The organism is Halostella litorea, from assembly GCF_004785955.1.
In the GTDB taxonomy this organism is placed as follows: Archaea; Halobacteriota; Halobacteria; order Halobacteriales; family Natronoarchaeaceae; genus Halostella; species Halostella litorea.
This window is the reverse complement of record NZ_SJER01000007.1, coordinates 73111-97944: the sequence shown is the minus strand read 5'-3', so window position 1 is coordinate 97944 and position 24834 is coordinate 73111. Positions and strand designations below refer to the sequence as shown.

The 24834-nt window shown below is 60.9% G+C and carries 21 protein-coding genes; 17 read left to right on the top strand and 4 right to left on the bottom strand.

Annotated features, from left to right (window positions below):
• The first annotated feature begins 29 nt into the window (after positions 1-29).
• From EYW40_RS17740 to EYW40_RS17705, 8 genes are all read left to right on the top strand, one after another.
• Positions 30-776 carry a helix-turn-helix domain-containing protein gene (locus tag EYW40_RS17740; RefSeq protein ID WP_050051691.1) on the top strand — a complete coding sequence of 249 codons (747 nt, stop codon included), beginning with the start codon at positions 30-32 and terminating at the stop codon, positions 774-776.
• A gap of 60 nt (positions 777-836) precedes the next feature.
• Complete coding sequence (locus tag EYW40_RS17735) at positions 837-3209, top strand: heavy metal translocating P-type ATPase (protein WP_197075896.1); 2373 nt, start codon at positions 837-839, stop codon at positions 3207-3209.
• A 121-nt stretch (positions 3210-3330) separates the two neighbouring features.
• On the top strand, positions 3331-3753 hold the full coding sequence (locus EYW40_RS17730; RefSeq protein ID WP_020221063.1) for a DUF8025 family protein: 423 nt from the start codon (positions 3331-3333) through the stop codon (positions 3751-3753).
• A 106-nt stretch (positions 3754-3859) separates the two neighbouring features.
• The gene (locus tag EYW40_RS17725; protein ID WP_135822969.1) at positions 3860-4351 is read left to right on the top strand and encodes a DUF7995 family protein; all 492 of its coding nucleotides are present in this window, start codon (positions 3860-3862) and stop codon (positions 4349-4351) included.
• A gap of 3 nt (positions 4352-4354) precedes the next feature.
• Positions 4355-4720: a DUF7568 family protein gene (locus EYW40_RS17720; RefSeq protein WP_135822961.1), complete on the top strand. Its 366-nt coding sequence runs from the start codon at positions 4355-4357 to the stop codon at positions 4718-4720.
• Positions 4721-4793: 73 nt separating this feature from the next.
• Positions 4794-5189 carry a DUF7567 family protein gene (locus EYW40_RS17715; protein WP_021780411.1) on the top strand — a complete coding sequence of 132 codons (396 nt, stop codon included), beginning with the start codon at positions 4794-4796 and terminating at the stop codon, positions 5187-5189.
• 136 nt (positions 5190-5325) lie between these two features.
• Entirely contained in the window at positions 5326-6546 is a 1221-nt protein-coding gene (locus EYW40_RS17710; protein ID WP_158599093.1) for a homing endonuclease associated repeat-containing protein, read from the top strand.
• 61 nt (positions 6547-6607) lie between these two features.
• Positions 6608-7180, top strand: a complete 573-nt coding sequence (locus EYW40_RS17705) for a hypothetical protein (protein WP_044957538.1) — start codon at positions 6608-6610, stop codon at positions 7178-7180.
• Between the two features lie 13 nt (positions 7181-7193).
• Here EYW40_RS17705 and EYW40_RS17700 read toward each other — a convergent pair whose 3' ends face one another.
• Positions 7194-8558: a restriction endonuclease gene (locus tag EYW40_RS17700; RefSeq protein ID WP_021780413.1), complete on the bottom strand. Its 1365-nt coding sequence runs from the start codon at positions 8556-8558 to the stop codon at positions 7194-7196.
• Between the two features lie 170 nt (positions 8559-8728).
• Between EYW40_RS17700 and EYW40_RS17695 the strand changes: the two genes are divergently transcribed.
• From EYW40_RS17695 to EYW40_RS17685, 4 genes are all read left to right on the top strand, one after another.
• Positions 8729-10039 (top strand): RNA-guided endonuclease InsQ/TnpB family protein, encoded by a 1311-nt coding sequence (locus EYW40_RS17695; protein ID WP_135822960.1) that lies wholly within the window; start codon positions 8729-8731, stop codon positions 10037-10039.
• 156 nt (positions 10040-10195) lie between these two features.
• Positions 10196-10864: a DUF6166 domain-containing protein gene (locus EYW40_RS17690; protein WP_202614595.1), complete on the top strand. Its 669-nt coding sequence runs from the start codon at positions 10196-10198 to the stop codon at positions 10862-10864.
• Positions 10864-10995: a hypothetical protein gene (locus tag EYW40_RS20355; protein WP_259370036.1), complete on the top strand. Its 132-nt coding sequence runs from the start codon at positions 10864-10866 to the stop codon at positions 10993-10995. Before EYW40_RS17690 ends, EYW40_RS20355 begins: the two co-directional genes overlap by 1 nt.
• A gap of 116 nt (positions 10996-11111) precedes the next feature.
• A complete protein-coding gene (locus EYW40_RS17685) occupies positions 11112-11657 on the top strand; it encodes a hypothetical protein (RefSeq protein ID WP_229774172.1) in 546 nt (181 codons plus the stop codon).
• A 754-nt stretch (positions 11658-12411) separates the two neighbouring features.
• Here the strand turns inward: EYW40_RS17685 and EYW40_RS17675 are convergent.
• Positions 12412-13650: an MFS transporter gene (locus EYW40_RS17675; RefSeq protein WP_135806869.1), complete on the bottom strand. Its 1239-nt coding sequence runs from the start codon at positions 13648-13650 to the stop codon at positions 12412-12414.
• A gap of 259 nt (positions 13651-13909) precedes the next feature.
• Between EYW40_RS17675 and EYW40_RS17670 the strand changes: the two genes are divergently transcribed.
• The 3 genes from EYW40_RS17670 to gdhB all read left to right on the top strand — a co-directional run bounded on the left by EYW40_RS17670 (position 13910) and on the right by gdhB (position 18352).
• Positions 13910-16792 carry a bacterio-opsin activator domain-containing protein gene (locus EYW40_RS17670; RefSeq protein WP_135822958.1) on the top strand — a complete coding sequence of 961 codons (2883 nt, stop codon included), beginning with the start codon at positions 13910-13912 and terminating at the stop codon, positions 16790-16792.
• A gap of 112 nt (positions 16793-16904) precedes the next feature.
• Complete coding sequence (locus tag EYW40_RS17665) at positions 16905-17048, top strand: rubrerythrin-like domain-containing protein (RefSeq protein WP_135806867.1); 144 nt, start codon at positions 16905-16907, stop codon at positions 17046-17048.
• Between the two features lie 2 nt (positions 17049-17050).
• Positions 17051-18352 carry a glutamate dehydrogenase GdhB gene (gene gdhB, locus EYW40_RS17660; RefSeq protein ID WP_202614594.1) on the top strand — a complete coding sequence of 434 codons (1302 nt, stop codon included), beginning with the start codon at positions 17051-17053 and terminating at the stop codon, positions 18350-18352.
• Positions 18353-18875: 523 nt separating this feature from the next.
• Here the strand turns inward: gdhB and EYW40_RS17650 are convergent.
• A complete protein-coding gene (locus EYW40_RS17650) occupies positions 18876-20315 on the bottom strand; it encodes an amidase (RefSeq protein WP_135822957.1) in 1440 nt (479 codons plus the stop codon).
• 109 nt (positions 20316-20424) lie between these two features.
• On the opposite strand from EYW40_RS17650, the gene EYW40_RS17645 reads away from it, so the two are divergent.
• Positions 20425-21276 carry a sulfite exporter TauE/SafE family protein gene (locus EYW40_RS17645; RefSeq protein ID WP_135822956.1) on the top strand — a complete coding sequence of 284 codons (852 nt, stop codon included), beginning with the start codon at positions 20425-20427 and terminating at the stop codon, positions 21274-21276.
• A 1-nt stretch (position 21277) separates the two neighbouring features.
• On the top strand, positions 21278-23713 hold the full coding sequence (locus tag EYW40_RS17640; protein WP_135822955.1) for a heavy metal translocating P-type ATPase: 2436 nt from the start codon (positions 21278-21280) through the stop codon (positions 23711-23713).
• Positions 23714-23803: 90 nt separating this feature from the next.
• Here EYW40_RS17640 and EYW40_RS17635 read toward each other — a convergent pair whose 3' ends face one another.
• Positions 23804-24778 carry a deoxyhypusine synthase gene (locus EYW40_RS17635; RefSeq protein WP_135822954.1) on the bottom strand — a complete coding sequence of 325 codons (975 nt, stop codon included), beginning with the start codon at positions 24776-24778 and terminating at the stop codon, positions 23804-23806.
• Positions 24779-24834: the final 56 nt, after the last annotated feature.

Sequence of the window (24834 nt, the reverse complement as noted above, 5' to 3'; positions counted from 1 at the left end):
GTTATGTCGTAGCAGGCCTTAGACGGGGTATGCGCGAACTCGTCTTCGCTCTCGAATACGAGCCCGGCTGCAACAGGGTGGCGGACGCCCTCGCCGACCACCCCGACGCTCGCGTTCGCTCGCTCTCGCTGCACGCCACTGCCGAGCGTCTCTGGCGGGTCGACCATGCCACCGGTACGCCTGAGGCGCTCAACGCCATCGAGGACGCCTTTCTCAACGGCGACTACTACGCTGACTGTCTCGCCACCGAGGACTGCAACGCCACACAGACCACCCGCGTCCTCGACCGCACGGACGACGCGCTCATCCTCTACTCAGATTGGGAGCGCACTCCGACCTGCGCCTCAGTCCCCCACATCGCTCGCGACCACCTCGGCGACGGCGTGCTGTTCGAGACTCGTCACGAGGGCCGCCACTACACGTGGCGACTCATCCACTCCGGCGATGGCGACGTGGCGGCGTTCTTCGACGCTCTCAAAGTCGCCGTCGGGGAGTGCGCCCAGATGGAGATGCTCCGCACAGCGGACACAACATCAGCTAGGGGAAGCGACGGAACACCAAGTGGATTGCCTCCAGCCCAAGAGGCTGCTCTCCAGGCCGCCGTCGAACACGGCTACTACGAATCACCCCGCGAGGTCGATGTTGGAGAACTCGCAGAGCATCTCGACGTGCCACGGTCAACACTCACCTACCGACTCCGTCGGGCGGAAGAACATTTGGCGAAGCAACATGTCGCCGGCGAGCGGGTAGCGGAAGAACGGCTGGCATCCCACTGAGGGCCGTAGTTGGAATATTCCAACAAAGACATATCGAACTCCCGCTCCTACCGTGACGTGATGACAGAGAATCCGGACGCAGCAGGAGGAACGAGCGGCGGCGGACAGCGACGTGAGCTGACCGCCCGCCTCGCCGTTCCCGAGATGGACTGTCCCTCTTGCGCCCAAAAGGTGAACAAGAGCCTCCAGCGTGTCGACGGCATTACTGACGTCACGCTCCAGCCGACCACCGGCACGGCCAACGTCACGTACGACCCTGATCGAACTAGCGAAGCCGACGTAGTCAAGGCGATTGAAGGCGCCGGCTACGAGGTCGTCGGGGGCTCGGACGCCGAGGGCGATGATGAGGACAACCAGGCGGCCGATGGCGTCGACATCGCGCCACCATCGGAGGTCTGGACGAGTCCTCGCGCGAAGAAGACGTGGCTCGGCGCGGCGTTCGTCACGCTCGGCCTCCTCTTTGAGTTCCTCCTCACCGGACAGAACGCCACGGTGGCGAGCGTCCTCGAGTACCCGCTCCACATCGCAGATGTCCTGTTCCTCGGCGCCGTCGCCGCCAGCGGCATCCCCGTCGTCCGTAGCGGGTACTACTCCGCGAAGAACCGAAGCCTCGACATCGACCTGCTGATGGGAACGGCGATCATCGCGGCGACCGGTATCGGCTACTTCGTCGAGGCGGCGACGCTGGCCGTCCTATTCAGCATCGCCGAGCTGCTCGAGGACTACGCGATGGACAGGGCACGGGACTCCCTGCGCGAGCTGATGGAACTCTCGCCCGACGAGGCGACCGTCCTTCGCGACGGTGAGGAAGTGACCGTTCCCGCCGAGGAGGTCGACGTTGGCGAGACCGTCGTCGTCCGCCCCGGCGACAAGATTCCGCTCGACGGAACGGTTATCGAAGGCGGGAGTGCAGTCGACCAGTCGCCGATCACGGGCGAGAGCGTCCCCGTCGACAAGCAGACGGGCGATGAGGTCTACGCCGGCGCGATCAACGAAGAGGGGTACCTCGAGGTAGAGGTCACCTCAACCGCTGGCGATTCGACGCTCTCGCGCATCATCGAGATGGTCCAGGGCGCACAGGCGAAGAAGACCGAGTCTGAGCAGTTCGTCGACCGCTTCTCCGGCTACTACACACCCCTCGTCGTCGTGCTGGCAATCCTGACCGCCGCAATCCCGCCGCTGGTCATCGCCGACCCCATCTCGGTCGACCTGGCCGGGTACGGGTTCACCTTCGCGAGCGACTGGCAGACGTGGTTCATCCGGGGGCTCACCCTGCTGGTGATCGCCTGTCCCTGTGCGTTCGTCATCTCGACGCCCGTCTCGGTGGTGTCGGGAATTACGAGCGCCGCGAAGAACGGCGTCCTGATCAAGGGCGGCAACTACCTCGAGGCGATGGGCGAAGTCGATGCCGTCGCGCTCGACAAGACGGGGACGCTCACGAAGGGCGAACTCGCCGTCACCGATGTCGTCCCGGTCGGTGACACCACGGAGGACGATCTGCTCCGTCGCGCCGCCGGACTGGAGCGTCGCAGTGAGCACCCCATCGCTGCGGCCATTCTCGCCCGTGCTGAGGAGACGGGCGTGGGTAATCTGCCCGATGCGACGAGTTTCGAGAGCCTCACGGGGAAGGGCATCCGGGGCGAGATCGACGGCAAGACGTACTATGCGGGCAAGCCCGCGCTCTTCGAGGAGCTGGGCTTCGACCTCGCTCGAGCACGCCGCGAGACGGACGGCGGCGTCGTAGCGGAAGAGTCGTCAGAGTCCGACGACGGGGCGTTTGCCGAGAATGCACTCTCCGCGCTGGAGCGGGAGGGCAAGACGGTCGTCATCGTCGGGACGGAGTCGGAACTGCTGGGTGCGATCGCCATCGCCGACGAGGTTCGCCCGGCCTCGAAGCGGGCTGTCGAACGCCTACACGAGCTGGGCGTCGAGCGCGTGGTGATGCTGACCGGCGACAACGAGGGCACCGCCCGCGCCATCGCCGAGCAGGTCGGTGTCGATGAGTATCGCGCCGAACTCCTGCCCGACGAGAAGGTCGACGCAGTCGAAGAGTTACAGGCGGAGTACGGGGAGGTTGCGATGGTCGGCGACGGCATCAATGACGCCCCCGCGCTCGCCACTGCGGAGGTCGGCATCGCGATGGGCGCGGCGGGCACCGACACCGCCCTCGAAACGGCTGATATTGCGTTGATGGGCGACGACATCGGGAAACTCCCGTACCTGTACGATCTGTCGCATACGGCCAACGGTGTGATCCGGCAAAACATCTGGGCCAGCCTCGGCGTGAAGCTCCTACTCGCGCTAGGCGTGCCGCTGGGCCTGGTCAGCGTTGCGCTGGCAGTCGTTGTCGGAGATATGGGGATGAGCCTCGGCGTCACCGGGAACGCGATGCGGTTGTCCCGGATTGAGCCCGATCGAATCATCGACGCCTGATTCTGCGGCGGGAAGTGCGGGCAGGACGCTCTTTTTTCGGGACTTACCTCCGCTACATCGAGACAAGTTGTGGTTTGTCTGGGGCAGAAAGGACTGAGCCCCACCGTGGGCTCGTGATTTGATGCCCGAGAATCCAGACGACGATCCATTCCACGATTGCGAGTTAGGTCCTGACGCAGTCCTCGGGACGCGCACCTTCCACGATGTCCTGTTCACCGACGACACGGAGACGCCGATGAACGTGGTAACCGGTGAGACGCCCGCCCATTCGCAGGCGACCGTCAAGGAGGCAAAGGAGTTCGCTGCGAGTGTTGACACCGACACGCCACAGATCGCACTTCCGGCGTCAGTCGAAACGCAAATCGAGACGCAGAGTAAGCCCTACACGTCGGCTGCGTTCTTCCACTTCAAGGCGACAGGCTCGCTCGAACGCCACCGCGCCTACCACGCCGCCTACGAGGCGGACGCGTTCGCGGTCGACTTCGAGGCCGACTACGCGTCGGGCGATCTAACCATCACAGTCGACCGAGCGAACGAGTCCTAAAAATCGACCGCTAGATCAGGTTTTTCGAGCGCCGGCGATGGGTGCCGGCGCAGCTGGAGCGAGCGAGCAATCACTCCCGGTGCGTCGGCGTTTCGAGGTGTTCGAGATGCACATGGTAATTTACGCTCTGGTAGAAGAATCGACCCACGACGGCGCACTGGCCACCGGAAATTCGGTGTTCGACCGCCTGGTCGGCGCGGACCCACACGCCAGCGCCGTCTTCGATTACTATGTGACCTTCGACGAGGAGGACACGTCCGTTGCGGGGAAGGCACGTTGGGGGGAGTTGCCGACGGCAGCCCCCGTCGACTCCGATGACGGCCAGGACCTGCTCGAGCGCGGCTGGGAGGCGACGAAGGAGGAATTCGAGCGTAATCTCGACCGGGTGAAGGAGGCCATCGACGAGCTCTCCGACGAGGAGATCATGCGCGACGAGGACCTCGCCCGACACGCCTTCCACCAGGTCGGTGCGTACGACGGCCCGACGATCTTCCTGTACACCGAACACGGAACCGGCATTCGTCACCGTGGACAGCTGGATCGACTCCTCGAGGAGAGTGAGGAGCTCTGGATCGTACCCGCTGACGTCCACTTCTGAATAATGCCCAGGATCACCAACTGGCGACGCGAGAGCCGCTCGCCGACGCTTGCGTATCGGAACGCCGAGACCGGTGCGCGAGCCGTCCTGCATCGAGCCCCGGATTCCTACCGGTACAAGTGGCGCGGGGTGATTCTCGTCGACGGCTACCCGGTGTGGTCGCGGGGATACGAGACGAAGGACGCGACGTCGTTCCGTGACGAACTCCGGGAGCGGCCGGCCCCGGACCTCAGCTGCCCGGAGTGTCCGAACAACGACGTTCGCGTCGGCGAGAAGGCAGCAGACGGGGCGAAAATCCAGCGATGGTACGACTGCCCCGACTGTGGGTACGAAGCCCCCTCACGCATCGTCTACGGCGCCGAACGGTGAGTGAGTGAGCGGTGGGCGCTGTTTTTCGGCCGGGCACGAGGTGGTGGCCCGGTACGACCGGGTGAGTCAACCAATGAGTCTCGAAGTACTTGACCGACACAGCGAGGCACTGTTCGAGTTCCTCTGGTGTCCCGTCTGCGGGCAGGAGGTCTTCACCCACATCCCGTTCGAGGGGGTGTTCTGCAAGAACTGCAACACCCAGGTCGAACTCCAGGAATCCCGAGAGACGCGCGGCTACGAGGAGGCCGTGCTCGCCTGCTTCGATTCAACCACGACCTGGAACCTCCACGTCGACGAGAAACTGCGGCGCGACCTGCCTGATGGGTCGGCCCGCGTGAAAATCTTCGGCGCACCGGGCGCCTACAAGGTCGACTGGTGGAGTCCAGAGCCGGGTGAGGACTGGGACCCTGTCAAGCGCGGCGAGTTCGATGACGTCGAGGAACCAAACGAGGTGGCGCATCTCGCATAGCGAAGTTCGAATATCGACAACTCGTGATGTCGTTTCTGCGCCGGTGAGGGGTGCCGGCGAGCCAGTGCGGGTCCTGAATATTCATATACCAAGATGGGTGAATCCGTCCGCGATTGGTGACGCCACCGGTGAGAACATGAGTCCGAGTCGTATTCCCGCTGAGAAACTCATAGAGGAACTCCAATCCATTGCGGATCAACTCGGTCGGCCGCCCTCACTCCGTGAAATAGACGAATTGAGCTCCTATTCGAGATCAACATATCAAGACCGGTTCGGGAGCTGGAACGACGCAGTAGAGGAAGCAGGGCTGGAACCGATGCACAGTAGCACAGCGAATATCGAAGACCGAGAGCTACTGGAGGAACTTGATCGACTAACTGAAAAACTAGATAGGACACCGCGCCAGCAGGATATGAAGCAGCAAGGGAGGTACAGCGTAACGACGTATCAGAATCGATTCGGCAGCTGGAACGATGCTCTGCGAAAAGCGGGTCATCAGCCTACAAAACAGTGGAAAGTGAACTGTGACGAACTCCTTGCCGAGTTACGGCGTCTCGGAAGCCGACTTGGTTCGTCGCCGACCGCTGCCGAAATGGATGAGGAAGGGACGTTCAGTAGCTGGGTGTACCTATCGGAGTTCGGTAGCTGGAACGAGGCGCTGGAGGCCGCGGGATATGGCTCAAACCAGCCGGATGCGCTGTCCCGAGCCGAACTTCAGACGGAACTCGAACGCCTGATTGATGAGTTGGATCGAACCCCTCGCAAGCGGGATATGATCGAGCATGGGGAATACAGCCCCGAACCCTACAGGCGGAGATTTGGGTCGTGGAATGCTGCGCTTCAATCGGTTGGAGCCTCGCTAAACCAACCGGATCCCTTCACCGAGGAGGAAGCCTGTAAGGAGCTACGGACCCTCTACAAGCGGTTGGGTCGCCCACCGACGACAACAGACGTTCGAAAATATGGGTCCTGTTCGCCTGTTCCAATCCGGCGAATCTTCTCATCGTGGGAAGCGGCACTCCGGGCAAGTGATCAACAAATACTGGAGGAGTACCTGCTGCGAAAGACCCTCCGACCCACGCAGCGGTTCGGCGAGAATTGGCACATCAAGCGCGAAGAGGTCATCCGCCGGGACAATGAACAGTGCGTTTGGTGTGGAATGGCTCGCGAACGGCATCAGGACGAATACGGGATGGATCTTCACGTCCATCATCGAATCCCGCGGTCAGAGTTTGTCGGAGCTTCCGATCAAGGACTCGAGGATGCCGACGTGCGGCAGAACTTACTGACAGTCTGTGCGGGCTGTCACAGACAACTCGAACAGCTCCCGATTCAACCTCTTCCACCGCCCGAATGAACGGAGCGAGTTGTTTTTGCGCCGGTGAGGGGTGCCGGCGCACACGTGCCGGCGATGATCGATGTCGACACGGAGTCAACTCAGATTCGTCGAACGAGTGGACCAGGACGGCGAACCAACCGATAACGACCGCGTCGCGCAAGTGTACCGACATTCGGATGGCTACCCGGAGAGCGTGCTTCGCGATCTTGCGCAGTTGAAGGAACTTCTCGACGCGACCCGTGCCGAGCGAGGACCGGGTTACACGGCAGCGTCGTTCGTGTTCCTCGACAAGCTCTCGACGATCGACCTGTATCTGGATGGTGACCCAGATCGAACAATCGACGCAACACAGCCAGCGGATCTCCTCGAGCCGGACAATATGGAGCACCTCGACCAGCCGATGTTCCTGCTCGGACACGGCGTCGAGAACCCAGCCGACGGCATTCACGGCGACGAGGAGTACCTCTACGTCGTCGAGCTCCCGACCCGGAACCCGTTCGAGGAGCCGTCCGAGTGGACCGTCAAGGTGAGTGGTCACTCCGCCTTCCCGCGCTGGGATGGTCCGACCGAGGGAGCCTTCGAGCGGGCCAGCTGGCAGTTCCACGGCCCGCTTGAGCACGCGCTCGAAGAGGTGGTCGCTGAGCCGGCGTGAACGCTTAGCCCGCTCAGATGATGCCGCCGATGACGAGTAGTCCGACGACGAGCAGCAGCGTCGCGACCACGCTCCCCCCAGCCAGCCACTTGTTCTCCATCGCCTTCTCGTGAAGCGGCATCGCGGCGTACTCCTCGCGGAACGCCTCGAGATTCTGTTCGTCGTAGAAGTACTTCGTCTTCAGCGCGAACCGTTCCGTCACCGCACACCCCGTACAGATCGGCTCGCCTTCCAGCCGCTCCGTTTTGGTGTGGCTGGAGCAGGCGATGGCCCCGCAGTTCGGACAGTAGGTGTACGTCTCGGTTACGCCACTCGTGTCACAGTGGACGCACTGATGGATGCCGTCCTCGGCGGTCACTCTCGACGGGCCTGCCGCGTAGTACTCGTAGGGGTAGGTGTACTCCTGGATGTCGGTAGTGTGCCGAACCTCGGGGAGGTACACTGGTTCGATCGACTGGACAGAGATGTCCGAGCGGTTCGGCTCGCAGGTCTTGTTGTACGTGACGTTGTTGTCGCCGGTGTAGGTCACCGTCGTCGTGTGGTGCTGCTGGAGCCGCTCGACGGCCCACTCCTTGTACTCGGTTTGGGTCTGCCCGAACCGGCGCTCCTCGACGTCATCGAACACCTCCGCGAACTGCTCGGTATCGAGGTCGACCGTCGCGTGAAGGTTCTCGGTGACCAGCGTCGCGACGTCCTCGTCGACGACCTGCGGCTGCCCCCGCTCGGCGTGGGCGACGAACCGCGTGCGGTCGTTGATCCGGTGGATGACGCCCACCGACGTCTCGAAGACAGCGTTCGTGTCCGCGGTGACAGCGACCACCGGGCGGAACGTCACCGATGAGTGTGGGTCTGGGAGGTCGGCGGCCTCGATGTTCTCGATGTCGCGGAACGCCTCCGTGACTGGCGCATCGACGTCGGCGGCCGGGTCGTACGGGCGGAGCGTCTCGTCGCAGAGAATCTCGATGCGACCGTTGTAGAGGTCGAGGCCGATCTCGTTGGCAATCTCCCGGAGGTCCTCGCCGTCGAGCAGCTCGATTGGGTGCGGGTCGTCGTTCTGCTGGAGGCGGTCAGCGTACTCCTGAGCAGGGTTCGTGAACCGGCCGGTCGTGACGACCATTCCGCGTTTGGGGCCGTCGAAGTCGAACGTCGCGATCGCCGAGTGGAGCTTCTGGACGACCGGCCGCCCGACCGTCCCCGTGTGCTTGCACTCGACGATGATCGCACGCCGCGTGCCGTCGACGACCTCCTCCATGATGACGTCGCGACCCTCGTCAGCCGTGCGGTCGGCCTGGCGGACGTTCTCGTAGCCGAGGGTCCGGAACACGTCCTCCATTACGTCCTCAAACTCGAACCCCGAGAGATCGTCCAGTACAGCCATCCTCAATTATGTGGATAGTGTGAGGGGAATAACCATCTCTTTTGCGATGGGATAAACCGACATAGCGAACGAGGATTCACCGCCGATAATAAGCCCAAAGAGCCCACTGTTGACAAACATTAATATTTACAATTCAGACGAGTATAACCTGTTATAGAGACGTTCCACGGATGTTGGAAATCCACCGCACCCACCGAGCGCGAATCCGCAACCACTCACAGGTGGCAGAGCCACTCGACCGGCACGGGTGGAGTGCCAGCAAACTCTGGAACGTCGCCAACTACTACTCCCGCCAACAATGGGAAGACACCGGGGAGATCCCTGGTCACGAGGAACTCAAAAGCGAGCTGAAGGATCACGACAAGTACCGGGGGCTGCACAGTCAGTCCAGTCAGCGGGTTCTGGAGGAACTCGCTGAAGCCTTCAACTCGTGGTACTCCTCAGACGATGACCGGGACAACCCGCCCGGATACCGCAAACGCAACTACTACGACGACCAAGGCCGCTGCGTCCACGAAGAACACCCGCGCAGCACGGTTACGTGGAAGCAGAAGGGCATCCGACACGACCCGAAACACAATCGCGTCCGCCTCAGCAAAGGCGCGAATCACAAAGACCACCCACGGGACCGCGATTACATCCTCGTCGAATACGAGACGCGACCCGGCATCTCGGTCGAGAACCTGCAACAGGTTCGTGCCGTCTACGACAACGCGAAGGAACGCTGGGAACTCCACCTCGTCTGCAAAGACGATATTGAGACGCCAGACGCACCCGGAGAGGAGACCGCTGGCATCGACCTCGGTATCTCGAATTTCGCCGCTGTCGCCTACAGTATGGAAGAGGCCGACCTATACCCGGGTAATCAGTTGAAACAGGATGGCTACTACTTCCCGAAGGAGATTGCCAAGTGTGACGACAGTGGTGGCGAGCGGGCGACACGGCTGCACCGGAAGTGGTCTGAGCGCCGCCGGCATTTCTTCCACGCCCTCGCCAAGCACATCGTCCAGCGGTGTGTGGAGAAGGGCGTTGGCCGAGTCAACGTCGGAGATTTGAGTAGCGTGCGTGAGGATGAGAACGGTCAGGCAAAGAACTGGGGACAGCACGGCAACCTTGACCTGCACGGGTGGGCGTTCGACCGCTTCACCTCGATTCTCGAATATAAGGCGAAGGCCGAGGGGATCGAGGTCGTGGAAGTGGACGAGGGTGGGACATCGAAGACGTGTTCTGTGTGCGGGAAAGAAGACGATGGGCAGCGTGTTGAGCGCGGCTTGTACGTCTGTGAGGAGTGTGACGCAGCGTTCAACGCAGACGTAAATGGGGCGGAGAACATCCGTCTCGACATCAACGACAGCGCAAGTAACTCCGAGTCCACCTCTGGGGATAGGAGTACCGGCTGGTTGGCCCAGCCCGGAGTCTACCTGTACGACCTCTCCTGCGGATTCGAACCGCAGGCCGAGGTGGTGGACTCTAAACCTTAATATCCCAACGCTCGGGAATCCCATCTCTTCAGGGGTGGGAGGAGGTCAAGTGGACAGTACGTTGCCGAACGCTACGCCGTCCTGTTTGTTGAACCCCTGAGAGGGGTGCGGGGGTCACCGAACCGCCCGCGAGCAACGATGAACGGGAATGTACCTATGGCCAGTTCGGAATCGGTTCCAGTCGCATCGCCTGTACAGTCTCACCGAGACGCAGTCGAGTACGTCGGCTTCCGCGTCGACGGCCAAGCCGTCGTGCTGAATCTCTCGGAGCATCGGCGACTCTCCCTCGAGCGCAGTCTGGACCTCGTCAACCACAGTCCAAGCGGGTTCGAATGGGGGTACAGTGGTAGCGGGCCCGCCCAGCTCGCGTGCGCGCTCCTCCTCGACTACTACGACGATGAGCAGTTCGCCCGTGAGCACTACATCGCGTTCCGGAATCAGGTGGTTTCGCAGCTGGAGTGCGACGGTGCCGCGGCGTGCTGGCACCTCCCCGGCGAGGAGATCGACACCGCGATGGCGACCCTTACCGACGACGTCGTCGCCCTCGCCGACGGCGGACGGCCGTCACCGACGCTCCCCGAGAACTGGCGAGCCGTCTCTCGCCCGGACCGGCGGGTCTTCCAGCGCGCTGATTGCGACCACTACATCGTACTCGGGGATGGGAGCGACGAGTGGCTGGTCGTGCTCTGCAGCCAGGGCGACCGTGCATATCCTGCCCCGCTCGCACATCGGACGGTTGCCGAAGAGGCTGACGTGGAACAGGTAATCCGGGAACTCGCCGAAGAGAGCAACGACCTCATCGAACCCCCGGAGAGGAAGCACTGATGGAGACGCTTCGACTGGCGCGAGCCACCCACCAGCTCCTCGAACGAGGTGTCGAGGCGCTCGAGAATATCGGGCGCGAACTGGAGCGATACAACGACCGACAGGAGCGCACCGACGACACCGACTCGTGACCGAAACTCACTCTCTAGACCAAATACGGAGTACCGGCTTCCAGTATACGCCTACCCCCGATGGGTGTTCGTGTCCCATCCATCGGGAAGGCCAGCCGGTCACGGCGCCGCTCGGTTTGGGGTTCGCAGAGCGCGTCCATATCGAATCGATCCCGCGCCACGTCGCCGGCGCGATCTACGAAGCGCATCACTCCTATATGGACGATATCCCCCGGACGAATCTCGTCCATCACGGACTCTGTTACCAGGACCAGCTACTAGGTGCGATTACGTGGCGCTATCCGCTGATTCGCTCGCTGGAGTACGACGGGACGCGATTCGAGGGTGACGAAATCGTCGAGGCAGCACGGATTTGCATCGGCGTCGATTTCCCCAATCTCGCCTCTGCCGCCCTCGCCCGGTCGATGGAACGATTCGTGCGTCGGCACGGTCGGCGACGAGGCGTTCGGCTCCTGCTGACGTTCGTGCGAGCCGACTTCGACGGCTCGATGATCAAAGCGCTCAGAGACAAGGGCTGGCACTGTGCCGGTAAAACGGACCCCGGCCAAGCGGGAAATCGCCCCGATAAGCAGATCCGAGAGCAGCCAAAGTGGCGGTTTCTCTGCGAAGTTCCAGCTGAGTCCGACCGGGAACAGGCCTCACTCGGGAGGTGGTCCCCGTGACCACGAATGCCAGTCTCGATGAATTCGTAGCGGAGGCTGATTCGGACAGCCAGACAGATGACGGCCCATCGGTCGTCGACCAGCTTTTGAAACCGGTATCGCCGTCGCTCGGACTACGGCTCGTACCGGGCAGGGGTGACCCAATATACCTCCAAAACAGGGGGACCGAACGCTACCTATTCCGAGATGACCACGAGCGATGGTTCATCCTCCAGCCCTCAGCCAAGAAATCGGTCGACGACTTCGTTCGCTGGGTGTATCTCCCCGAGGACAAGCCAACCGAGATCGCCCGAACGGCTGGTGCGGTCAGCTATTCGTCGACGGACGACGATCGGGTACAACTACGTTCGGCGGGCGACCGCCCCAGACCCGGTCAGAACGACGGTGACCGCGATGTTCGTCACCGAACGCTGGCCCGAAACCACCTACGTGTGTGGGTCATGCGAGGCGCTGTTCGAAACACCACGAGAGCACGCCCTCCACTGCTGGGATGCCCATCCGTGGGTGCCGAATCCAGAGCAGGTACGCCGGCACCGGCAGGCCGATGGTTAATCTCAAGGATTGGCAGGAGTCGTATGCCTCAGTAGCGACTGGAAAGGACTTCTCAAGCATCCAGACACCGAGAAGGTGGCCTCAACGAGTGATTCGCGGCCGTGATGAGCGTCCCAGGTGAGACTCAGCAGCGACCGGGTCACGTCGTCGTAGCTGTGATTGTGCTCTCAGGTGTCGACCCCGTTCGATAGCGAAGTTTTTGCTACAAACGCGCTGGCTCAGGTGCTCGCCACGCGACTGCGATCCCGCAGAGAGCGAGAAGTCCAGCGAGGAGGAACGCCGTATCGAAGCCGGCCAGATCGACAACAACCCCGCCTGCAATCGGGGCAAGGAACGCGCCTGCCAACCCAATACTCGTCTGGAACGCGACCGCTGTCGCGGCGACCCGCGAATCAACCACCTCCCGGACGTACGTAAAGGACAGGCCGAGCGTCAACTGGACCGCAAATCCAGTGAGGAGGAGGAGCGCGACGAGTAGGGGCAGCGACCGAAACCGCGTAAAGACGAGCACGAGCGGAGCCGCAACTGCGAAGGATCCGAGGACGATGGGTTGGCGACGGCCACCGAAGACACGATCAGACAGGAGACCACTACTGATCCGGGAGACCACCCCGATTGCGGGGAATACTGCCACCAAGAGGCCACTCACTGCGAGTGACAGGCCAAGTTCGGCGGTGAGATACGACGCACCCCAGCTATTCACGAATAGGTATAATGAATAGCCGAGAAAGCCGAGCAGCCCGACCGACCAGACACTCCGGTTCCGGAGGACCGCACCGAACTCTTGAATTGAGGGAGCGTCCCCCTGGCTCGTTCCGAGTCCGCGACTGGCCGGCCAGAACAGGACGAGGCCGACGACCGTGAGGCCGGTGAATGCGACAAAGATGGCGGGCCACCCGAACCGATGCGCAATCAGTGGCCCGGTCCCCTGACCGAGCGCGAATCCGATCGGGCCACTCGCAGTGAAGATGCCGACAGCAGTCGCTCGATTCTCGCTGGTCGCTGCCCGACTCACGATGTCGATGCCAGCGTTCCAGACGACGACGTAGGCGACCCCACCAAGCGCTCGTGACGCGATCACAGATCGATAGTCCCCTCGCCGCCCAGCGATCCATCCCCACGTCCCGGCGACAACGAGTGTCAGCACTGCGAGTGCCATCGCAGTCCTGGAATCCGTCCGGTCGAGCACCGCTCCAGCTGGGAGGCTTGCGATCACCGCGGTGCCGAACATGACCCCGACCAGGAACCCTGCGATCGTCGGCCCAATATTCAGTGCGTCGCGAATGAGCGGGGTAACACTCGCCGGGACGATCTCATAGGCAGCGAGCCCCGTCGAGATGAGACTCGCTCCAGCGACGAGTCTCCACGCCGACTGGCGCTGCTGTTGCGGTTCCTTGCTCGTGGCGTCTTCGGGCTGGGTGGTGGGAGGTCGGGTAGTCATTCCTCGAGAGTCTGGTTGGATAGCGGAACGCTGAAATCGGGAAGAGTCGGTCGACCGCGAAAAGTCCCGATAATCGCGTTTTCATATTCCGTAGCGCGCCCCCTATCGCAAGGGGTTAAACAACAAACGTCTTTGGCGCGGGGCGGTTAGATAGTTAACTAGCAATGGACGTACATTCCGATCCGGGCCAGTACCGGAGCTGGAGGCGAGTTCGCATCGGCACCGAGAGGACCATTCGCCGTCCCTCAATGGTCGAATAATGACCGCTACCCCACCCATTCTGGATGCGTCGACGGTGTTGCTCGTCGGGACAGACGACTGGCTCACACAATTCGCCACGACGCTCGAGAAACGGACTGATGCCAGCGTACACCACGTTCGAACCAAGACGGAGGCAATCGACATCATCCGGACGCACCCTACGGACTGCCTCATTACCGAGTACGCACTCGAAGAGACAACCGGACTCGACCTCCTCCGAGAAATCCGCGAGGAATCGCCTGCGCTCCCGGTCCTCCTCGGGACTACTGCCGGGAGCGAAGCCATCGCCAGCGAGGCCATCAAAGCCGGTGTCACCGATTACATCGCGCTCTCGGACCCGCCAGCACAGATGACCGACGGACTCATCGAACGAACCGAGCGTGCGATCCGGGCCGCACAGCGGTCGGCCACGCGACGGGACCGGGCCAGACAGTTCGACGCGATCTTCAACGATTCGCGAACTGCGACGTGGGTGCTCGACCCGGATGGTGCACTTGCCCGTGTGAATGAAACAGCACGAGAGATGGTCGATGAAGCCATCGACACGCTCGTCGGCGAACCGTTCTGGACGCTTCCGTGGTGGTCACAAGCTGGTACAACGAACACGGATGTCCAAAAACTCGTGGAGAAAGCACTCGACGGGACGTTCGGCAACGCGGTCGTCCCACAGCTGCCAGACGTCGATGATCCGCGCGTTATCGATCTCTCCGTGCGCCCGGTCGAAAACGAGCGCGGCGATCTCGTCTCTATCGTCGTCGAAGGCGTCGACATCACCGAGCGCGTCGATCTCGAACGGAATCTCAGAGAGTCCGAAGAACTGCACCGGGTCACGCTCAACAACATGACCGATACCGTCCTCATCACGGACGAAGCCGGCGAGTACACCTACGTTTGTCCCAACGTCCACTTCATCTTCGGCTACACCGTCGACGAGATCCGGAATCTCGGAACGATCAATGACCTCCTCGGCGACGACCTCTTCGACCGGGAGGAACTCGCGGAAGACGGCGTCCTCAAGAACATTGAGACGACGGCGACCGATAAAGCCGGGCGCGAGCACACGCTCCTCGTCAACGTGCGCGAAGTCTCGATCCAGGACGGGACTCTCCTCTTCAGCTGTCGGGACATCACGAAACGCAAGCAACGCGAAGAGGCACTCGCCACGCTCCACGAGACGGCCCGCGATTTCCTCTACGCCGAAACTCACCAAGAAATCGCCCAGCACGTCGTCGACGACACACCTGGTGTGCTCACTCTCGATGCGAGTGCGGTCTACCTCTTCGACGGTGAGGCCAACAATCTTCGACCCGCAGCCCACTCGGCGACGATGACCGAGCTGAACGGCCCACTCCCGAACGTGCACGCCGACGGGGAAACGCTCCCGAGCTACAGTTTCGTTGAAGACGAAGCGTTGTTCTTCGACGACGTTCACGACGCAGATCGGCTCGAAAATCGAGCAACTGACCTCCGAACTGCGGCCTACATCCCGCTCGGCAACCACGGGGTGTTCGTTGCGGGCTCGAACCAGGTCGGTGCATTCGATGAGGTGACGCGAGAGTTGGCCGATCTGCTCGCGGCTACTGCCGAAGCAGCCCTCGACCGCGTCACACGGGAATCACGACTCCGGGAACAGGACCGAACACTCCAGACGCAAAACGAGCAATTGACCGCCCTGAACCGCATCAACGAGACGATACGGGAAATCGATCAGGCTCTCGTACAGGCGGAGACGCGCGAGGAAATCGATCACACGGTCTGTGAACTGCTGACCGCCGACGACCGGTTCCGGTTCGCCTGGATCGGGACGATCGATCCGACGACCGACACCTTGGAGCCTCGTGCCTGGGCCGGGACCGAACAGGGGTACTTGGATAGTCAGTCGTTCGCCGTCCAGGCATCGGGTGCAGAACCGGCCGGACAAACCGCAGCCACTGGCGACGTGACGATGGTGACGAACGTCGCTGCTGGTCTCCGTGACGAGGCGTGGCGGAAAGACGCCATCTCCCGGGACTACCTGTCCGTATTGAGCATCCCGCTCGTGTACAACGACCTTACCCACGGTGTGTTGACGGTGTACGCACCGACCCAGGATGCGTTCGACGAGACGGCGAAGGCCGTCCTGGGAGAACTCGGCGAAACCATCGCGTCCGCTCTCAGTGCGATCGAACGGAAGAATGCGTTGCTCACGACGTCGATGACACGTGTCGAGTTCACCATCGAGGACCCGAAGTTTGTCCTCTCACGGCTCGCAGCGGAGGCGGAGTGCACCCTCTCGTATCAGGGTGGCGTCCAGCAGTCCACGGAAGGCAGCTACGTGTTCGTGACCGTCGAAGACCGGGCGGTAACTGACGTGGCAGACGCGGCCTCGCAACTGGTCGGTATCGACGACGTGCAGCAGATCAGCGCGGACGGCGAGGGGGGTGTTCTACGGCTCCGGCTCACACAACCGTTCCTCGCCTTGGAGCTGGCCGATCACGGTGCCGTCTTCCGCGAAGCGACCGCTGATCCAACCACGACGACGCTCGTCATCGATATCCCGGACAGCATCGACGTCCGAACGATCACGCAGCTCGTCCGTGAGACGTTCGCTGGCGCTGAACTCCGTGCCAAGCAGACGCTCGATCAGACCGCAGAACACAATCTCTACTCGAAGTTCCTCGATTCAGTGACGGAGCGGCAACTGGAGGTGATCCAGACGGCGTACTACAGTGGGTTCTTCGAGTCGCCCCGTGAGAGCACGGGCGAAGACGTAGCGGAGACACTCGGCATCTCCCCACCCGCGTTCTATCAACACGCGCGGACCGTCCAACGGAAACTGTTTGCTGCACTCTTCGAAGAGAACAATCTCCCGGTGGCGGCCCAAGCGGAGGCAGTTCAATAACAAATCCACTGGTTGGAGTGCTGTTTGGTAATCAACTGCCGAGTATTTCCTTATACACTTATTACACCTTATAGAGTGCGCCACTCCGCCTGGCGGCACTCGTGAACTCACAATGAAAGATGTCGACCCTGAATCAGACGAAGAAACCCCCTACGAGTGCTTCGAATGTGGCAAAATCATCATCGCGGAGGATAGCCCGGGCCAGTGTCCCGACTGTAGCGGCCCGATGCGAAACCGTCGAATGCCGCTCGAATGACCATGGCATCGAAATCTGATAGCACCCACGACGAGTCAGGCGACGAGGCGGCAGATTCGACCGAACCCGAATCGGCACTCGAAACCGCCCGCCGCCAGTTGTACCATGCTGCCAGCTATCTCGATATCGACCAGAACATCGTCGAACGGCTCAAATATCCCAAAAAGGTCCACGAGGTGACGATCCCCATCGAACGGGATGACGGCACGGTCGAGGTGTTCACGGGCTACCGCGCGCAGCACGACAGCGTCAGAGGGCCATACAAGGGCGGGTTGCGATACCACCCCGACGTGACCAGAGACGAGTGTGTTGGCCTCGGCATGTGGATGACCTGGAAATGCGCCGTCATGGACCTCCCGTTCGGCGGAGCCAAGGGTGGTGTCGCGGTCAACCCGAAGGAGCTGAGTCCGGAAGAGAAGGAGCGGCTCACCCGTCGGTTCACACAAGAAATTCGCGACGTTATCGGGCCCAACCAAGATATCCCCGCTCCGGATATGGGGACGGATCCGCAGACGATGGCGTGGTTGATGGACGCGTACTCGATGCAGGAAGGCGAGACAACACCGGGCGTCGTCACCGGAAAACCGCCAGTGGTCGGCGGCAGCGAAGGGCGTGAAGAAGCCCCCGGACGGAGCGTTGCGATCATCACACAGTTGGTCTGCGAGTACTACGACCAGCCGCTCGATGAGACCACTGTGGCAGTTCAGGGGTACGGGAGCGTCGGAGCGAATGCGGCCCGACTCCTCGACAAGTGGGGCGCGACCATCGTCGCGATCAGCGATGTGAATGGAGCGATGTACGAGCCGGACGGAATCGATACAGCTTCAGTTCCGTCCCACGACGAAGAGCCGGAAGCCGTCACCACGTACGCGGACACCGTGATTTCGAACGAGGAGCTTCTCACCCTCGACGTCGATGTCCTCATTCCGGCCGCCCTGGGGAACGTGATCACGAAAGAGAACGCGGAAGCAATCGCCGCCGATCTCGTCGTCGAGGGCGCGAACGGCCCGACGACGTCTACGGCTGATTCGATTCTCGCCGACCGGGATGTCGCCGTGATTCCCGATATTCTCGCCAACGCAGGCGGTGTCACGGTGAGTTATTTCGAGTGGCTCCAGGACATTAATCGGCGAGCGTGGTCGCTCGAACGAGTCAACGATGAACTCGAAGCGGAGATGCAGGCTGCCTGGCGAGCAGTCAAAGACGAATACGAGAACCGCGACGTCACGTGGCGCGATGCTGCCTATATTGTCGCACTCTCACGAATCGCTGAAGCCCACGAGGCGCGGGGGCTCTGGCCGTAGGGAGATGGATCATCGACCATTCAGACGGATTCGACAGCCAACCACCCCGCTTGAACGAGGACTATTTCGACTGTATCAACTTGCTAGCCCCGGGGCTTTCCTCGTTACTATCTGCTTTGTTGGATACGTCGTCATCGGCTTTAGCTTATCCGTCGTCGGGATCTATGATCCAGCGTACTCCGTGATGGATTTCACTGACCCATTTTTCACGGGTTTGTCATTTCTGGCAGGATTCTTCATCAGTACGATGGCGGGAACGCTTGCTGTACTCACGCTCCTGCTTAGCCCCAACGATTCGAAGGCCAATTTCGTTGTCATTATGAGTTTCATCGCTCTTGGATTTGGGGCCGCTACTATGCGAGTCACATTTGGGGCTGTCCAAGTATATCTCGCTGATATAGTAAGCAGTCTTCTATAGGAATGAAAAATAATTTCGCACAATGAGAAAACCAGTTACTGTGTTTGATCTCGGGAACTGCTCAAGAGATTCAGACGCTGTGTCAGCCACCGATGACTGGTCAGTTCACCGTACAGGATACTGATCCATCCACGGTCGAACTCGTTCGAGTGCTGCAGCGACGCTCAGAATATCAGCTTCGGCAAATCGCCTGCCAATTATCTGTAACCCAACAGGGAGACCGTTGTCGGTAACCCCAGCAAACGCTACAGGATGGCCAGTCATATTGAACACCCATGTCAACATCACGTCTGTCGGGACACCAATCACGGATTGACCGTTGATTTCCGTTGGATAGCCGTCGGTGAGATGCTTGCTGAACGGTGGGACGGTAAGAGTGGGTGTCACGAGAACGTCGTAGTCAGTCAGCGCGTCCTGAATGCCATCGTATGCATCAGTCCGTGGCGCGTTCTGTAATCGATTGTCGGCAGCGTCGGTCTCTGTTCCTAATGCGATCGTCGATCGAACCGTGTCTTCGACATCTGCCGTCTCGAAGTCGATGCCGTACCGGTCTTCGATTCGTTGAGCGAATGCACTGAAGAAGACGCCAACCTGCGTGACGTACGCCATCGAGAGCTCTTCATACGACGGGAGCGAGACGTCCACAGTATCGACTGTCGCACCGCCGGCCGCTAGGTCCGTGACGGCAGCATCAACTGTTTCACGCACCGTCGATGCAACTGGTTGTAAATCCAGATTCGGACTGTACGCAACCGATAGCTCAGTAGTCGGCCGGTTAGTGGCCTCGACGTATTCCGTCTCTGGACGGGGCACACTAAATGGGTCTCGGTCGTCGTAGCCTGCGAGGACATCGAGTAAGAGAGCTGTGTCCTCAACTGTTCGTGCCATCGGCCCACCCACAAAAAACGGAGAGTGGGTGCCGAATCCGTCGAATGGGATACGTTCGGGAACGAGCCCGAACGTCGGTTTCAGCCCGATGACGTTACAACAGGAGGCTGGGACCCGGAGCGAGCCACCGATATCCGACCCGATGGCAAGCGGTATGGCACCCGCCGCAAGCGCCGCTGCCGAGCCGCCAGATGAGCCGCCCGCAGAATGATCGGAGTCGAACGGGGTCGGAGTCGCACCAACGAACCGATTCTCTGTCTTAATAGTGTGACCGAGTGCCGGTGTGTTAGTCGTACCGACGATGACGGCACCGGCAGCTTCCAGCCGCTCGACTGTGATGGAATCCTCGTCGGCCACGTTATCGGCCAATGGAGCGAGTCCCATCGTATTCTTGACACCCTCTTTCCGGCTCCGAAGATCTTTGATTGCGACTGGCACACCGTGGAGTGGGCCGAGGTCTTCTCCACGGGCCGCTGCAGCGTCGGCCGCGTGAGCACGCTCCCGTGCCGATTTCTCAGTGATCGTGATGAACGCGTTCAAATCATCGATTGCTCCGATACGCTCTAGGGTTGACTCGAGGAGGGTTAGCGCAGACACACATCCAGTACGGGCTTCAGACGCAAGTTCCCGTGCCGATCGCTGTATGAATTCGGGCATATCTAATGAACATTCGGGCTGTGTGTTCCTATTTATTCTCATCAGTGACCTTCGAAGTCACGGCCCGAACCGAAACCAACTACACAGGACGGGTGGTATAGTCTAATCTATGCTGGCTTTGCCAGCCGTGAGTATGATCTCGGCAGTCCTAGTACAACTGAGTGAGATCGGCATCGCGAGTGGCTACGGACTGGTGGTGTTTTTTCTGATTGGCCTCCTCGGCGGTGCACACTGTATTGGAATGTGCGGCCCGCTCGTTGCAACCTACGCCGAGCGTATGGAAACCGACGACCGCTGGTCTGGCGCACTCACTCTCTATGAAGTGCGACAGCACACGCTGTTCAACCTCGGCCGGACGATGAGCTACGCCCTCATCGGGGCTGTCTTCGGGGCTGCTGGCGCGCTGCTCTATGGGACGATCGGGCTCGCCGGGATTCTCGGGCCAGTCCAGGGTGTCGTCGGCATCTGCATCGGCGTGGCAATCCTCGGGATGGGAATCACCCGATTGGCCGGCTACCAACAAGGAGCCGTCGAAGGTGTGATTGCCGATACTGGTATCGGATCAATATTCGCGCGAACTTACACAGTGATCTCGACACGGATCGACCGCTGGGTCAACGGCATCGGCATCGTCGGGCTTGGCGCGCTTCATGGATTGTTGCCGTGTATGCTGCTCTATCCCGCATTCCTGTATGCGTTCGCACAGGGCTCGCCTGTATATGGTCTCCTCTCGCTCGCCGCGCTTGGGCTCGGGACGATTCCTAGCGTGTTCCTCTACGGAACGGTGATCCAGTCAGTGAGCGCCCGCCAGCGACAGGTGGTCCACTATGGACTCGGTGTGTTGTTCATTGGGCTCGGATACGTCCTGTTAGCGATGGGGCTCATGCGGTTTGGCGTCGTGCTCCCGTTGCCCGACATCCCGTACTATCAACCGATCTCCGGCTCGGAGGCGGTTGCGTAACATGTCCACCTGCACACTCTGTGACCTCCCTATCGAAGACCCAATCATCGACAAGGCCATCGACGGCGAGTTCTGCTGTCGGGGCTGTCTAGAGGTCGCACGCCTGGTTGACAACGGTGAGGACGTTGACCTCTCCATTACGGCCGTCCGTGACCGTGTCGCGGCCGAGGATTCCCAACCCGATGTCCCCGAGGGCGCCGAAACGGCCTACCTCTCGATCGACGGTATGCACTGTCAGACCTGCGAAGGATTCATCGAACTCCTTGCCGAGGAAGAGGACGGTGTTCACGAGGCGCGTGCGAGCTACGCCACTGAAATGGCGCAGGTGGTGTACGATCCTGCCCAGATCGACCGTAACGCGATCTCCGCTGCACTCAGTCGACTGGGCTATCAGGCCCACGGTCCCGACGAGGAAAACGACTCGCTGCGTTCGCGTGTCGAGTTCGGAAAATACCGTGCAGTGCTCGCGGCGGTACTGATGATGCCCGTGTTGATTCTCTACATCCTGTTCATCTATCCGGTATACCTCGGCATCTATCCCGAGAACTTTCTCTACGGGAGTACCGTTGAGGCGATGGTGTTCGGGCCGCTAGCGGTCTGGAGCACACTCATCGTTATCGGGCTCGGATATCCGATCTTCCGTGGGGCCTATGTGAGCCTGAAAGTCGGTCGCCCGAACATGGACGTGTTGATCGCCATCGCGGTGCTCGCAGCGTACCTCTACTCGCTGGCCACCTACCTCACGGGCGGGCGCGACCCGTACTTCGATGTCGCAGTAATGGTGCTAGCAATCGTCACTATCGGCAACCATCTCGAGTCACGGGTCAAACACGCTGCGCTCGGCAATCGCGCTGACCTCACTGATTCACGCGTCGATGACGCCCGCCGGCTCGACGACGACAGCGAGGCCACCGAAACCATCGACATTGAAGCGTGTGAGCCTGGCGATCACCTGTTAGTCAAACCTGGCGAACGGGTCCCAGTCGACGGCCAGATTGTCGACGGGACTGCCGCGATCGACGAGGCACTCGTCACAGGTGAATCTCTCCCGCAACGGAAATCCGTCGGGGACACTGTACTCGGCGGGTCGATCCCCACAGACAATGCGGTTGTCGTCGAAGTTGGTCCAGAAAACACCAGCACGATGGATCGCCTCGTCGAACTCCTCTGGAACGTCAAGAGTTCTGCGACGGGTGTCCAGCATATTGTCAACCGCTTTGCAGTACTGTTCGTTCCGTTCGTACTCGGGCTTGCCGTGCTAACTGCCACTGGCTGGTTCGTCCTCGGCAACGACCCGAATACAGCTATAATGGTCGGTGTCTCTGTGTTAGTGGTCTCGTGTCCGTGCTCGCTCGGGATCGCGACCCCGCTTGCTCTCGCGGCGGCCACCCGCGATGCCACCGATAATCGCATACTCGTTCTCAACGAGACAGTGCTCGAGCGGATCGACGACTCCGCGGTCGTCGTGTTCGACAAGACTGGGACGCTCACCACGGGGAAGATGGAGCTTGTGGACGTCGCTGGCGACGATCCTGACGAAGTGCTTGCGATGGCGGCCGCCGTCGAACGCCGGTCGAGCCACCCCATCGCCGCTGCGATCGACGATGCCGCCCCGCCGACCACACGCTCTGTGTCGCGTTTCGAGAGCGCCGACCGTACCGTGTCAGCCCTCGTCGACGATACCCGCGTGGTTATCGGCCATCCAGACTCCTTTGACGCCGACGAGTGGACGATACCTACAGAAATCGAGACAGCCGTCACGGACGCCTACGAATCGGGCAATCATCCGACGGCGATTGCCTGGGAGGGTGTCGTCCAGGGGATCGTCTCGGTCCGAGATACGCCGCGTGAGAACTGGGAACACGTGGTTTCCGATCTCACGGATGCGGACCGGGAAATCGTCGTGCTGACAGGCGACGACGAACGGATGACCGAAACATTTGCAAACCATCCAGCGATCGATCACGTATTTGCAGGCGTGCGCCCCGAGTCCAAGGAAGCGATCGTCCAGGGTCTCCGGGAGCGCGGGACGACGACAATGATCGGCGATGGAACGAACGACGCGCCCGCCCTCGCGAGCGCAGACCTCGGGATCGCGGTCTCGAGCGGCACCGATCTGGCGATCGAGGCGGCCGACGCGGTAGTACTGGACGACCGTCTCGACGCCGTTCCCGAGGTCTTCGAGCTGGCGAGTGAAACACGAGGCCGAATCAAACAGAACCTGCTCTGGGCGGCTGGCTACAACGCGATCGCGCTTCCACTGGCAATGACTGGCGTGATCACGCCGTTGATCGCCGCCGTTATGATGGCGGTCAGTAGTCTCATCGTCGTCTTCAACTCGAAGCGCCGCCTGCTCTCGGCGAACGGAGATCAGGTGGCTGCGACCGACTCTAGCGAAGGCAACGATCAACTTGGATCTCCCGCACACTCGGACTGAACGGTCGACCGCCAAGCATCAACTGTAACCATCCTGCTACGCTTTCTAGCTACAGTCTGCTACAGCACCAGTTTAACCAGCAGATCACACTCACTCGCTGAAAGCACCCGCTACAAGCAGTGGGAAGACGAGCGTTGCTTCTGCTTCAATCTGCGTGTAATTCGTCCGCTCATCGTCTTTGATCTTCCCCCACGATACTGCCTCGTTCGGGGGCGCTCCAGAGAGTGAGCCATCCCCTTCCATACCAGTCGAGATGTAGACGACGTAATCCGCCCCGCCACGGAACAGATTTGTCATAATCGCGTGGTGTTTCGGGACGCCCCCTCCAACTGCGATCAGACCTGTCGTGTCAGCAAGCATCCCGTCCTCGATAAGCGAGTCATAATCGTCGAGGATTTCGATGCCGACCTCCGAGTCGTATCCCTGTCTGTAATAGTAGAGAAAGTTCCCAACTTCGGCGTCCGTCAGCGCCGGACAGTACACGGGAACGTCGTTGTCCGCCGCTTGCTTCAGGACCGAATCGGGATCGTCGAGTGTCTCCCCTAACTCGCGGGCAAACGCCGTCGGCGTCCGGACCTTTTCGTCGGCGAAGAACTCCTCGAAGAAGTCGTACAGGTACTCCTCCAACCAGACGTATCGGTCGGAAGGAACAAAGAGATTCCCAAGACGGTTGATTCCCTGTTCCCGGAGCGCGGCCTCGTCCGCATCCCACTCTCCCATTTTGAACGGCTTCGCCGTTTTGATAACATCCTCCGCCAGCGATCCCGCGGTCGTGATAAGCACGTCGACGTACCCTTCACGAACGAGGTAGGCGACGACTTCACGCAATCCCGACGAAATGATATTCGACGTGCATGTGAGATAGATCGTGGCATCGGCGTCTTGCATTTGCTCGGCGATGTCGATGGCCTCTGCGAGTTGCGTCGCCTGAAAGCCCGTCGTTGCATACGCTTCCAGCATCTCCTGAAAATCGAATTCGCCACGGAAGTCGTAGCCCTGCACGTCTGGCGTGGTCAACTCTTCATCACTTCCGGGAACAACGTGGTTATGAGACTCCTCGTCCATACCGGCAATTAGCAGGATGCCGGTTTGAATCGTTCGAGACTGGTCGCCGATTCTCG

Bases quoted from the DNA above. Each gene is read 5' to 3' on its own strand.
- EYW40_RS17740 (WP_050051691.1), top strand. From the start codon at position 30: ATGCGCGAACTCGTCTTCGCTCTCGAATACGAGCCCGGCTGCAACAGG.
- EYW40_RS17735 (WP_197075896.1), top strand. From the start codon at position 837: ATGACAGAGAATCCGGACGCAGCAGGAGGAACGAGCGGCGGCGGACAG.
- EYW40_RS17730 (WP_020221063.1), top strand. From the start codon at position 3,331: ATGCCCGAGAATCCAGACGACGATCCATTCCACGATTGCGAGTTAGGT.
- EYW40_RS17725 (WP_135822969.1), top strand. From the start codon at position 3,860: ATGCACATGGTAATTTACGCTCTGGTAGAAGAATCGACCCACGACGGC.
- EYW40_RS17720 (WP_135822961.1), top strand. From the start codon at position 4,355: ATGCCCAGGATCACCAACTGGCGACGCGAGAGCCGCTCGCCGACGCTT.
- EYW40_RS17715 (WP_021780411.1), top strand. From the start codon at position 4,794: ATGAGTCTCGAAGTACTTGACCGACACAGCGAGGCACTGTTCGAGTTC.
- EYW40_RS17710 (WP_158599093.1), top strand. From the start codon at position 5,326: ATGAGTCCGAGTCGTATTCCCGCTGAGAAACTCATAGAGGAACTCCAA.
- EYW40_RS17705 (WP_044957538.1), top strand. From the start codon at position 6,608: ATGTCGACACGGAGTCAACTCAGATTCGTCGAACGAGTGGACCAGGAC.
- EYW40_RS17700 (WP_021780413.1), bottom strand. From the start codon at position 8,558: ATGGCTGTACTGGACGATCTCTCGGGGTTCGAGTTTGAGGACGTAATG.
- EYW40_RS17695 (WP_135822960.1), top strand. From the start codon at position 8,729: ATGTTGGAAATCCACCGCACCCACCGAGCGCGAATCCGCAACCACTCA.
- EYW40_RS17690 (WP_202614595.1), top strand. From the start codon at position 10,196: ATGGCCAGTTCGGAATCGGTTCCAGTCGCATCGCCTGTACAGTCTCAC.
- EYW40_RS20355 (WP_259370036.1), top strand. From the start codon at position 10,864: ATGGAGACGCTTCGACTGGCGCGAGCCACCCACCAGCTCCTCGAACGA.
- EYW40_RS17675 (WP_135806869.1), bottom strand. From the start codon at position 13,650: ATGACTACCCGACCTCCCACCACCCAGCCCGAAGACGCCACGAGCAAG.
- EYW40_RS17670 (WP_135822958.1), top strand. From the start codon at position 13,910: ATGACCGCTACCCCACCCATTCTGGATGCGTCGACGGTGTTGCTCGTC.
- EYW40_RS17665 (WP_135806867.1), top strand. From the start codon at position 16,905: ATGAAAGATGTCGACCCTGAATCAGACGAAGAAACCCCCTACGAGTGC.
- gdhB (WP_202614594.1), top strand. From the start codon at position 17,051: ATGGCATCGAAATCTGATAGCACCCACGACGAGTCAGGCGACGAGGCG.
- EYW40_RS17650 (WP_135822957.1), bottom strand. From the start codon at position 20,315: ATGCCCGAATTCATACAGCGATCGGCACGGGAACTTGCGTCTGAAGCC.
- EYW40_RS17645 (WP_135822956.1), top strand. From the start codon at position 20,425: ATGCTGGCTTTGCCAGCCGTGAGTATGATCTCGGCAGTCCTAGTACAA.
- EYW40_RS17640 (WP_135822955.1), top strand. From the start codon at position 21,278: ATGTCCACCTGCACACTCTGTGACCTCCCTATCGAAGACCCAATCATC.
- EYW40_RS17635 (WP_135822954.1), bottom strand. From the start codon at position 24,778: ATGGACGAGGAGTCTCATAACCACGTTGTTCCCGGAAGTGATGAAGAG.